7 protein-coding genes are annotated in these 10573 nt (G+C 68.1%); 3 read left to right on the forward strand and 4 right to left on the reverse strand.

What is annotated here, in order from left to right; genetic code table 11:
• Positions 1-99: 99 nt before the first annotated feature.
• Complete coding sequence (locus D7Y15_RS46675; protein WP_304988696.1) at positions 100-2424, forward strand: kelch repeat-containing protein; 2325 nt, start codon at positions 100-102, stop codon at positions 2422-2424.
• 127 nt (positions 2425-2551) lie between these two features.
• Positions 2552-2806: a hypothetical protein gene (locus D7Y15_RS44980; protein WP_158624542.1), complete on the forward strand. Its 255-nt coding sequence runs from the start codon at positions 2552-2554 to the stop codon at positions 2804-2806.
• 435 nt (positions 2807-3241) lie between these two features.
• On the opposite strand, the gene D7Y15_RS39705 is transcribed toward D7Y15_RS44980, so the two are convergent.
• A complete protein-coding gene (locus D7Y15_RS39705) occupies positions 3242-4990 on the reverse strand; it encodes a serine/threonine-protein kinase (protein ID WP_121755814.1) in 1749 nt (582 codons plus the stop codon).
• Positions 4991-5114: 124 nt separating this feature from the next.
• Here D7Y15_RS39705 and D7Y15_RS39710 point away from each other — a divergent pair, with 124 nt between their 5' ends.
• Positions 5115-7076 carry an ABC-F family ATP-binding cassette domain-containing protein gene (locus D7Y15_RS39710; RefSeq protein ID WP_121755815.1) on the forward strand — a complete coding sequence of 654 codons (1962 nt, stop codon included), beginning with the start codon at positions 5115-5117 and terminating at the stop codon, positions 7074-7076.
• Between the two features lie 5 nt (positions 7077-7081).
• On the opposite strand, the gene gspC is transcribed toward D7Y15_RS39710, so the two are convergent.
• The 3 genes from gspC to D7Y15_RS39725 form a co-directional block, all read right to left on the reverse strand.
• A complete protein-coding gene (gene gspC, locus D7Y15_RS39715) occupies positions 7082-7957 on the reverse strand; it encodes a type II secretion system protein GspC (protein WP_148712991.1) in 876 nt (291 codons plus the stop codon).
• A 162-nt stretch (positions 7958-8119) separates the two neighbouring features.
• Entirely contained in the window at positions 8120-9646 is a 1527-nt protein-coding gene (locus D7Y15_RS39720) for a M35 family metallo-endopeptidase (RefSeq protein WP_148712992.1), read from the reverse strand.
• Positions 9647-9736: 90 nt separating this feature from the next.
• Positions 9737-10438 carry a zf-TFIIB domain-containing protein gene (locus tag D7Y15_RS39725; RefSeq protein ID WP_120580343.1) on the reverse strand — a complete coding sequence of 234 codons (702 nt, stop codon included), beginning with the start codon at positions 10436-10438 and terminating at the stop codon, positions 9737-9739.
• Positions 10439-10573 lie beyond the last annotated feature (135 nt).

Genomic DNA, 10573 nt, shown 5'->3' on the forward strand with positions numbered 1-10573 from the left:
ATCTACGACCCGAGCGCGGGGACGTGGAGCGCGACGGGCGCGCTGGGGAGTGCGCGGGAGCTGCACACGGCGACGCTGCTGAGCACGGGGAAGGTGCTGGTGGCGGGAGGACAGAATGGGAGCGCGTTGAGCAGCACGGAGCTGTACGACGAGGCCAGCGGGACGTGGAGCGCGACGACGCCGATGGGGGTCGCGAGGTACGTGCACGTGGCGGCGCCGCTGGAGGGGAAGATTTTGGTGGTGGGAGGAACCGGGAGCGCGAGCCTGGCGACGGCGGAGGTGTATGGGTATGACGCATGCGCCGGGGTGAGCTGCGACAGCGCGCCGGGGTCGTGCCACGAGGCGGCGGGCACGTGTATCAATGGGGTGTGCAGCTACGCACCGAAGGCTTCGGGCGCGGCCTGTGATGACGGGAATGCCTGTACCGGAACGGACGCGTGCAACGGCGCGGGTGTTTGCGCGGGAAGCGCCACCCACTGCGACAGCCCGCCCGGGCAGTGCTACGAGGCGGCGGGCGCATGCAGCAACGGGACGTGCTCCTACACGTACAAGGCGGCCGGCGCGGGGTGTGATGACGGGGATGCATGCACGGTGGGTGAGACGTGTAACGGGAACGGAGGGTGCGCGGGGACGCCGGTGAGCTGCACCAGTCCGCCCGGGCAGTGTTACGAGGCGGCTGGCACGTGCAGCGCTGGAGCGTGCACCTATGCGCCGAAGGCCGCGGGCACCGCCTGCAATGATGGCAACGGGGGGACCCTCAACGACGTGTGCAGCGGGACGGGGGCGTGCGCGGGAGTGCCGGCGTGCACGACGCCTCCGAGCGCATGCCATGACTCCCCGGGCACCTACGCCAACGGGGCCTGTACGTACCCGGTGAAGGCGGCTGGGACGGCATGCGGCGCCGGTCAGGTGTGCAACACGACGGGACAGTGCCTGAGCGGGTGCTGGATTGGAGGGGCGTACTACGCGGCGGGGACCACCCACCCCAGCGTGGCCTGCCAGGAGTGCAACCCGGGCATGACGACGAGCGGTTGGAGCAACAAGGCCGTGGGAAGCACGTGCGCTGCCCCCGCGTACGGAAACTGGGGGAGCTGCGATGGATTCAGTGACACGTGCGATGAGTCGGGGAGCCAGTCGCGCACGGTGACGGCGTCTGCCTGCACCAGCAGTGGGGCATGTGCGGGCACGGGCTCGAGCGAGACGCAGGCGTGCACGCGAAGCACGGGAGGCACGGCGTGCGGTACGAGCTACGGAGGCTGGGGAAGCTGCGAAGGCTTCAGTGACTTCTGCGACACGACGGGGACGCAGTCGAGGACGGTGACGGCTTCGACGTGTGGCTCCGGGACGTGCAATGCGTCGAGCAGCAGCACGGAGACGCAGGCGTGTACACGGGCGGCCCCCAACACGAACTGCGCGGCGCCCAGCTACGGGGCGTGGGGCGCGTGCAGCTTCAGCGATGCCTGTGCGCAGACGGGGACGCAGTCAAGGACGGTGACGAGCTACGGCTACAGCTGCGCCAGTGGGCAGTGCGTGGCGTCCACGAGTACGGAGACGCAGGCGTGCACGCGCAACACGAATGGCGCCAGCTGCGGTGCTCCCAGCTACGGAGGCTGGGGAAGCTGCGGTGGCTATAGCAGTACCTGCGACCAGACGGGAACGCAGTCACGCTCCGTCACTTCGTACACCTGCTCCAACGGGACGTGCGGTTCCTCTGCTGGCTCGGAGTCGCAGACGTGCACGCGAAACACGAATGGCAGCTCGTGCGGCACGAGCTACGGAGGCTGGGGAAGCTGTGGAGGCTTCAGCGACTTCTGCGATTCGACGGGGACGCAATCGAGGACGGTGACGGATTCGACGTGTGGCTCCGGGTCGTGCAACGCGTCGAGCAGCACGGAGACGCAAACGTGCTCACGGAGCGCCCCCGGTCCCCAGCCGTGCCCCTCGAGCTATGGGAGCTGGAGCGCCTGTGGTGGATTCAGCAGTGCATGCGACGCGACGGGCACGCAGTCTCGCCAGGTGACTCACTACACCTATAACTGCGCGACGGGACAGTGTACGCCAACCTCCAGCAGCTCGGAGACCCAGGCGTGTACGCGGAATCCCGGTCCGGATGCGTGCGGGGCGCCAGTCGTCGGGCCGTGGGGCACGTGCAACATGGTCACCCCCTGTGGGCAGGGGCTCCAGACAAGGAATGTGACGAGTTACAGCTGCTCAAGTGATGCATGCGTGTCGTCCACGATCACGCAGACGCAGGACTGTTCAGTCCCCGCGATTCCGGGTTGGACGCTGTGCGGCGATGGCTCGTGCTCGACCCTGGAGAGCAACAACAACAATTGTGGCGCTTGTGGGAATGCCTGTACGGGCCCCAAGTACAATGTGTGCATGGGCGGGGCCTGCTGCAATTCGCCGACCAATTGTTTGTAGGTCCGCTCTCTTCAGCATGAGGAGCGGTGGCTGTCGGTGAACCCACGCGGAGAGACTTCACCCGTCTCTCCGCGTGGGAGCCCGCGGCCTGATGCGGCGCGGCTAGTAATTGAGCCAGCGGTAGCCCGTGGTCGCCGAGCCCGAGCACAGCAGGGAGTTCGGCTTCTGGGTCGTGGCGTTGCAGCAGTCCTTCGTGGCGTTCGGGGTCGTGCACCGCTGGTTCACGTACTGGCTGCATGACGGCAGCCCGCTGCACGATGCCGGACACGCGGTCGACACGCCGTCGCACGTCACGCCCTGGTTGTTCGTCGACGTGCAGGTGGTCCCCGTACAGGAGACCGACGTTCCCCCAGCGCAAGTCGCCGTACAGGTTGCGAACTGAGACACCGTCCGCGCTTCAGCCTCGGGGGCCATCGTGTCTTCGAGGGCCGGGCCGCCGCAGCCCAGGAGGGAAAGGCCAATAAACGTCGCCATCGCTGCAAGAGAGATCTTCATGAGAAGCCCCTGGAGGTCCTTCGAGTGAGCCTCAAACGCTATCATGGAGACTGCGGAGTCCACCTTGAGCCGCGACTGTCAACCATTTCCACGTGCGGCTCTCATGAGCCTTGCAAGACGATTCTCTGGGATCGCATATCCGCCGACGTAGGCAACTGCTCGTCAATGGCGTTCATCACCCAGAAGACCTTGTTGAGGTAAATGGGGGGCGTCACAGCATGCGCTGTAGTCGAAAGCGTAACCGCCCGGATGACGAGTTGTGGCGACGCTTCGGTCTATCGGCGCTTCCAGCTGTGGAGGCGGAGGGAATCGAACCCGCTGCCTACTCGAACACGCCGATGCCCGGGTCGCTGCCGCCGGGCTTCGTGGGCTTCGTGGGCCGGGGCGTCGGAGCGGCACGCACCGGCTCCAACCGCACGCTCACGCGCTGCTCCGCCATGTCCGCGAGCCGGCTGTAGTCCAGGGTCTTCTCCTGGTCCTGATGCCCGGAGAGCTTGAAGCGCAGTTCGGTGACCTTGGAGCGCGGCATGAGCAGCTTGGTGGGCGTGGTGCCGATCTGCGCATCACCATCGAAGATGGCCGCGCCGGACGGCGAGGAGGTGAACTCCACCGTCACGTCCTGTGGCAAGGCCGCCGGAGGAGGCGTCGCCGGCGGATCCTGCACCCGCGTGGACGGCGGCGCTTCCACAGGCGCCTTCGGAGGCGTCATCGCCACGGGGGCCTGCGGCGTCTCACCACCCCCGCGCGCCATCACCACCGCCACGCCCGCGCCAATCAGCAGCAGCGGTACGCCGATGATGGCCGCCTTCACGCCCCCGGACATGCCCTTGGGCGGCGGCGGAAGCTCCGGCTCCACGTGGCGGGGGGCAGGGGGACGCGGCCTGCTCGAGGCCGCCTGCGCCGGGCTGTTCCCGTTGGACGTCGCTCTTGGAGCCGCTGCCTGCGCTCCCGCCGACGTGCCGCCCCGAGGCGGAGCCATGCCCACTCGCGACCCCGTCTTGCCCGTGGCCGGAGCACGGCCCGCGCGGCTGCCGGAACCCAACCGGCTGCCAGAACCCGCGCGGCTGCCAGAACCCGCGCGGCTGCGGCTGCCCGTTCCTCGCTCGGCGCCGGGCGTGCCGCCCGTGGGGTGCGCGTCCAGCTCCTCGGGGGACAGGCCCTCCACCGCGTCCAGCAGTGAGTCGATGAACTCCTGCGCGTTCTGGTACCGGTCCTCCTTCTCCGGCGCGAGCGCCTTGGTGAAGAAGGCGTCCAGCTCCGGCGGCACCGGCGCGCCCTGGCGCTTGCTGTTCACCGGGGGCACGGGCTGCGTCAGCGACGCCGTCAGCGCCTTGCGCACCGTGTTCGCGCCGTAGGGCGAGCTGCCCGTGAGGCAGAAGTAGAGCACGCCCGCCATCGAGTAGAGGTCGGAGCGCTGGTCCACGGACTCGCCGCCGGCCTGCTCGGGCGGCATGTACTGCGGGGTGCCCAGCACCTGGCCGGTGGAGGTGAGCTGCTCCTCCTCGTCCTGCTCCAGGGCCTTCACCAGACCGAAGTCCAGCACCTTGACGAAGTCCTTCCCGTCGAGCGCCTGGACCATGATGTTGTGCGGCTTCAGGTCGCGGTGGACGCAGCCCTCGTCGTGCGCGTGCGCCAGTCCCAGCGTGGCCTGCTCCAGCAGGTTCACCGCGCGGCGCAGCGTCATGGGCCCTTCGCGCTTCACCAGCTCCTTGAGGCTCTCCCCCTTGAGGAGCTCCATCACGTAGTAGCAGGTGCCGTCCGCGGCCCGGCCGAAGTCGAAGATGGTGATGACGTTCGGGTGGCGCAGGCGGCTGGCGATCTCCGCCTCGCGGCGGAAGCGCTCGAAGAACTGGGGCGCCGCGGCGAGCGACGGGTTGAGCGTCTTCACGGCTACAGGCCGCTGCACGGACGTCTGCGTGGCGCGGAACACCATGCCCATGCCGCCCTGGCCCAGGACGCTTTCAATCTTGTAGCGGCCGTCCAGCACCTGGCCCAGGAGCTGGAGGCTCTGCGCTGAGCACAGGTGATCTTGACCTTCGGTACTACCGCAGTGGGGACAGGGGGCGGCCATGGGTGCCGGGAGTATAGGCAAGCCCCGCCTTCCGCCCAACCGGGGAGATGTGCCCCCTGGGCAGTCAAGCAGGCATCAGAACCGTTCCCGAAGGGCTTGCGGGCTGTTATCTCCCCCCTCCGCCATGAGCCTCGTCATCGCCCAGGACATCAGCCTCGCCTACGGAAAGAAGGTCCTCTTCGACGAGGACAATTTCACCCTCGGTCCCAGGGACCGGGTGGGCCTGGTGGGGGCCAACGGGACGGGAAAGTCGTCCCTCATGAAGATCATCGCCGGGGCGAGCCTGCCGGACGGGGGCACCGTCCAGTACAGCCGCCGGGCCCGGGCGGGCTACCTCCCCCAGGAAATCGCCGGCCTGCCGGAGGGCACGGTGGTGGAGGCGGTCATGAGCACCGTCCCCGGCCGGGACTCCCTGGAGGTCCGGCTGAAGGACACGGAGGCGGCGCTCGCCGGCAGCTCGGACGAGGAGGAGCAGCTGGAGCTGGCCCAGACGCTGGCGGACCTCCACGCGGAGCTGGACGACTTCGAGAACCGCTACGGCCGCCACCACGCCGAGCGCATCCTCAAGGGCCTGGGCTTCAAGGACGCGGACCTGTCCAAGCCCACCCAGGCGCTCTCCGGCGGCTGGCGCATGCGCGCGGCGCTGGCGGGACTGCTCCTCCAGGACCCGGACCTGCTGCTGTTGGACGAGCCCACGAACCACCTGGACGTGCCCACGCTCGCGTGGTTCGACGGGTTCCTGCGCCGCTCCAACAAGGCGATGGTGCTCATCTCCCACGACCGCGACTTCCTCAACCGGCAGATCAACCGGGTGGTGTCCCTGGAGATGGAGGGCGTGCGCGAGTACGCCGGCAACTACGAGGACTACAAGCGCCAGCGCGCCGAGGAGATGGTGCTCCTGCAGGCGCGGGCGGAGAAGGTGGAGCAGCGCCGCGCGGAGCTGCAGGGCTTCATCGACCGGTTCGGCGCGAAGGCCACCAAGGCGAAGCAGGCGCAGAGCCGCGCGAAGATGCTGGCCAAGCTGGAGAAGGTCCAGGTCCTGGAAGAGCGCCAGACGATGAAGTTCCGCTTCCCGGAAGTGGAGCGCAGCGGCCGGGACGTGGTGTTGATGGAGGACATCACCAAGCGCTACGGCGCGCTCACCGTCTATGACGGGCTGAACGCGCGGCTGGAGCGCGGCCAGCGCATCGCCGTGGTGGGCGCGAACGGCGCGGGCAAGACGACCCTGCTCAAGATGGTGGCGGGGGAGCTGGCGCCGGACAGCGGCAAGGTGACGGTGGGGCACAACGTGGTGGTGGGCTATTACGCGCAGCACCACGCGGACAAGCTGGACCGCCGCAACACCATCATCGAGGAGGTGCGGCCCCTGGCGGAGGACAAGCCGGAGAGTTACGTGCGCGGCGTGCTGGGCGCGTTCCTCTTCAGCGGCGACGACGTGGACAAGCCCATCGGCGTGCTGAGCGGTGGCGAGCGCGCCCGCGTGGCGCTGGCGAAGCTGCTGCTGGTGCCGTCCAACTTCCTCCTGATGGACGAGCCGACGAACCACCTGGACCTGGACTCGTCGGAGATGCTGATTGAGGCGCTGAAGCTGTACGGCGGCACGCTGCTGTTCGTCAGCCACAACCGCAGCTTCATCAACAACCTGTGCACGCACGTCTGGGAGGTGGCGGACGGCAAGCTCACGTCGCACGCGGGCAACCTGGACGAGTACCTCTACCACCAGGAGCAGCTGCGCCTGACGGCGGAGGGCGCGGACACAGGCGCGGCGAGCGGGAAGGGCGGGGCGGCGGGTGCGGGTCCGGTGTCGGAGAAGGATCGCAAGCGCCTGGAGGCGGAGGCCCGCCAGCGGCGCTCCGTGGTGGAGGGCCCCATCAAGAAGGAGATCGCGAAGCTGGAGGAGCGCATCGCGAAGGTGGAGGCCGAGCAGAAGGAGCGCGAGGGCCAGCTGGCGGACCCGGTGCTCTACAACGACTTCGCCCGGGCGAAGCCGCTGATGGACGCGCACCGCACGGGCAAGGAGGAGCTGGAGGACCTCTATGCCCGCTGGGAGGCCGCGCAGGAGAAGCTGGCGGCGGCGCAGGCGTAAGGGGCCTACTGGATGTCGAAGACCTTCCGGACCGGGGCTCCGCCGCGCTCGATTTGCAGCTCGATGCGCCGGGCGTCCCGCAGCTTCGTGAAGGCCTCCAGCGCCTTGTCGGGGCTGTCCAGGTCCAGGCCGTTGATGCGCTGGAGCACGTCTCCGTTGCGCAGCCCCAGCCGCGAGAAGAACGACTCCTCGCGGATGGAGAACAGCTTGAATCCCACGGGGCGGCCGTCCTTGAAGGCGGGCACCACCCGGGCCTGCATCGACAGCTCAGGCAGGTGCGTGAGCGCTTCGGTGACGTCCTCGCGCGGCACCGCGTAGGTGTCTGGCCCCGTCTCCCGGATGCCGCGGCCCAGGCCTGAGCCTCCGGGCTGCGCGGCCCCCGGATGGGCGTTCACCGCGACGGGCGGCACGCTCCCGAATCCGTCGACGTACTCGAGCCGCCCGTCCACCAGCAGCAGGATGCGCTCCCGCTCGATGGCGAAGACCCGCGCCCCCTGGATGAGGTCACTGACCATCAGGCTGTGCGCGCTGCCGGCCGGTAGCTCGTGGATGGAGGCCATGGACCACCTGGGATCCTGCGCCACCAGGGTGCCCAGCAGCCGGATGGCCAGCGTGCTCCGGTGGATGTCCGGCGGCCGCTCTGGATCCACCTCTACGCCGGTGACGAAGGAGAGCCCCGTCAGCTGTGCCAGGCGCGTCTCATCCAGCGCCCTCGAGGGAGGGACGTTCGATGGCACCGAAGCCGCCGCCCAGGTGTCCCGGAGGCCTGGCAGCACGAAGGCGCTGGTCACCTGATTCGCGATCAGCGCGGACGTCAGGGCACACGAAAAGACAAGCAGGACGAACAGGCCCTGAACGGGCCGCTGCATTCCATCATTCATGACAAAGGCCTCCCTGTTTGGAACAGGGAGGCCTTGAGCAAACCAGGGGCCAGCGGCTCCCCAGAGGGGGCGCGGTGGGCGCTGAGGCCCGGTCCGGGACCTCGTGTCAGGAATCGCGGTGCCAGCAATGACAACCCGTCATGACACGGTGTCCGTCAGCCCTCAGTGGCCGTAATAGAAGGACGAGCCCCAGAGGTAGGCGGTCCGGCTGGCGGGAGCCGTACCCACCAGGCAGTGCGCGCCGTCATAACCGCCGATGACGCAGTGGGGAGTCGGCGTGATGTAGAGGTTGTTCGCCCACTTGAACGGCGTCGAACCCCAGGGCAGCGGCATGACGAAGCAGTTGGCCCCGTCGAACGTCGACGGCGCGGGGCACGCGTTGCCGGGGCCGGGCGTCAGGTAGAGGTTCCCGGACCAGACGAAGTAGCTGGTGCTCCAGGAGGGGTAGGGAAGGATGTAGCAGTTCGCCGTGTCCCAGCCGGAGGGCGCCGGGCAGTAGGTGCCGGGCAGCGCGTTGACGTAGTAGGCGTTGTTGTGGACGAACGCCGTCAGCCCGGAGGGCACGTTCATCACGTGGCAGTTCGCCCCGTCCCAGTTCGCGGTGAGGGGCGCGCCCGTGTGCGACGTGACTTTCGGCGCGCAGGGGTTGTAGGGGTTGTAGGGCGTGGCCGCGGAGAAGAACGCGTACGAGTCGGCGTTGCGGATGGCGCTGCTGGGATCGCTGCTCGCGAGCGTCAGGTTGGCGGAGTAGCCGTACTGGATGTCATCCGTCTTCGCCACGACCCGGAAATGGCTGACTTCATGAATCAGGGTGTCTGCCTTGGAGCCCGCGCCCGTCATGGGCGCGGGCCAGAATCCGGAGCACAGGTGGATCTTGTATTCCTTCCGGGGCTTGACGTAGGCGTAGGCGTTGCTCTGGTTGCAATCGCAGTAGAACTTGAACGTCTCGTTGTCCACGGCGTTCCGAATCTTCCGGAAGTTCTCACGGACGGTGCTGTAACGAGAGCTGTCGTAGGCGCCGAACCATTGGGTGTAGCGAGTCACCGGGCTCGCCGCCACCAGGTAGTCATAGGAGTCGTTCGCGTAGTTCAGGGCGTGCTGCCGGGCGTCGATCAGCGCGTTCTTCTGCGAGCTGCTGCACGACTTCCACTTCTCGTTGCTGCCATTGACGATCTTGGTCTGCGGTTCGTCGTCCAGGTCGTCCGGATCCAGGGGCGGCTCGCGACCCTCGATGTCGAGGAAGACGACGTTGGAGACCGCCGTCCCCTGGCGCATTCGCGCGTCCAGGAGCTCGGTCTTGAACTGGACGGCGTAGGTGCCCGAGACGGAGAGGTCGTAGTTGTCCCAGAGCGAGGCGATGCCCGAGATGCTCTCTCCCGGCTTCAGCGTGAGGTAATCGCTGTCCGAGGGCGCGTCGCGCCGGTAGAGCCGGCCGATGTAGTCCACCGGCTTGCGCTCCAGGGCGACGGTGAAGATGTCCGCCTGGATGCCATCCACGACAGGCGTCTGGTAGCCGAGGATCCGCACCGGCTCCTTCGATACGTTCGTGAACGTGACCGCGAGGTCCACGGGCGCGTCCGCCGGAAACTTCGCCACCTTGGACGTGAGCTTGATGTCGATGGCCTCCCCGGCGCTTGCGTGTAATGGGATTGAAACGAGCGCGGCCACGATGAGACAGATCAATTTCATCCAGACAGGGTGCAATATTCTGGGTGAAATTTTCAACGTGACAAATGCGTCGTGCGAGACGCGGATTTGTAACCTGAATTGCTACAGCGGCTATTTGAAGATCTTCGACAGGAGCCACACGACGGCGGATTCGGCGGCGCTGTTGTTCAGGTGCCGGGCCCGGCGGCCGTAGGTTTCGCTGGGCTGGGCCTTGGTCAGCTCGTCCGTGTACGGCGCGGAGCCATCCGGCGCGCAGCTTCCACAGTACAGCCGCTCCTCCCAGACGAACCCGTAGCGCACGTCCATCCGCCGGCCACACGTCACGCAGGCCGGCTCGTCACCCACGCGCACCTTGGGCAACAGGCTCAGGCTTCGCTTGGGGTCGTACTCGTGCTCGAAGTCAGCGGCGATGGGCTGTGGCTCATGGCGGGCTTCCGGCTCCGCGGTCTTCTGGAGCCGGGCCAGCTCCTCCGCGTCCAGGGCCACACCCCGGCACTTCGTGCAGACGTCCACCGCCACGTCCCGCAGCTCCACCATGGACAGTGGCGCGCTGCCGCACGTGGGGCAGGTGGGCGCCTGGCGCCCGCAGGACGGACAGCCCGGGACGTACTGGAGCGAGGCCTCACAGCCCTTGCAGCGCCCGGGTTTGCCCTTCGCCTGTTCGAAGACGGCCGTCAGCGTGGGCGCGCCGACGACGCGCGCCAGCATCTCCTCCTCGAACCAGGCGGCCCCGCAGGCTCCGCACTCGTCGCGCACCAGCCCCCGGGCGTAGGTGTTGCGCATCGTCGTCTGGCAGAAGGGGCACGCCTGCATGGCGCCCTCAGCCTACCGGGTCTTTCCCGGAAACGGGATGCCGCGGGACTCACCCCGCGCGGCGGCGCTTCTCCTTCTTCGGCTTGGGCTCGGGCGTCTTCGGGGCCGGCGCGGGTTCGCGCAGCTCCTCCGGGA

The sequence above is a fragment of the Corallococcus sp. AB030 genome (genome assembly GCF_003668965.1).
Taxonomy (GTDB): Bacteria; Myxococcota; Myxococcia; order Myxococcales; family Myxococcaceae; genus Corallococcus; species Corallococcus exiguus.

Bases quoted from the DNA above. Each gene is read 5' to 3' on its own strand.
- gspC (WP_148712991.1), bottom strand. From the start codon at position 7,957: ATGAATGATGGAATGCAGCGGCCCGTTCAGGGCCTGTTCGTCCTGCTT.
- D7Y15_RS39725 (WP_120580343.1), bottom strand. From the start codon at position 10,438: ATGCAGGCGTGCCCCTTCTGCCAGACGACGATGCGCAACACCTACGCC.
- D7Y15_RS39720 (WP_148712992.1), bottom strand. From the start codon at position 9,646: ATGAAATTGATCTGTCTCATCGTGGCCGCGCTCGTTTCAATCCCATTA.
- D7Y15_RS39710 (WP_121755815.1), top strand. From the start codon at position 5,115: ATGAGCCTCGTCATCGCCCAGGACATCAGCCTCGCCTACGGAAAGAAG.
- D7Y15_RS39705 (WP_121755814.1), bottom strand. From the start codon at position 4,990: ATGGCCGCCCCCTGTCCCCACTGCGGTAGTACCGAAGGTCAAGATCAC.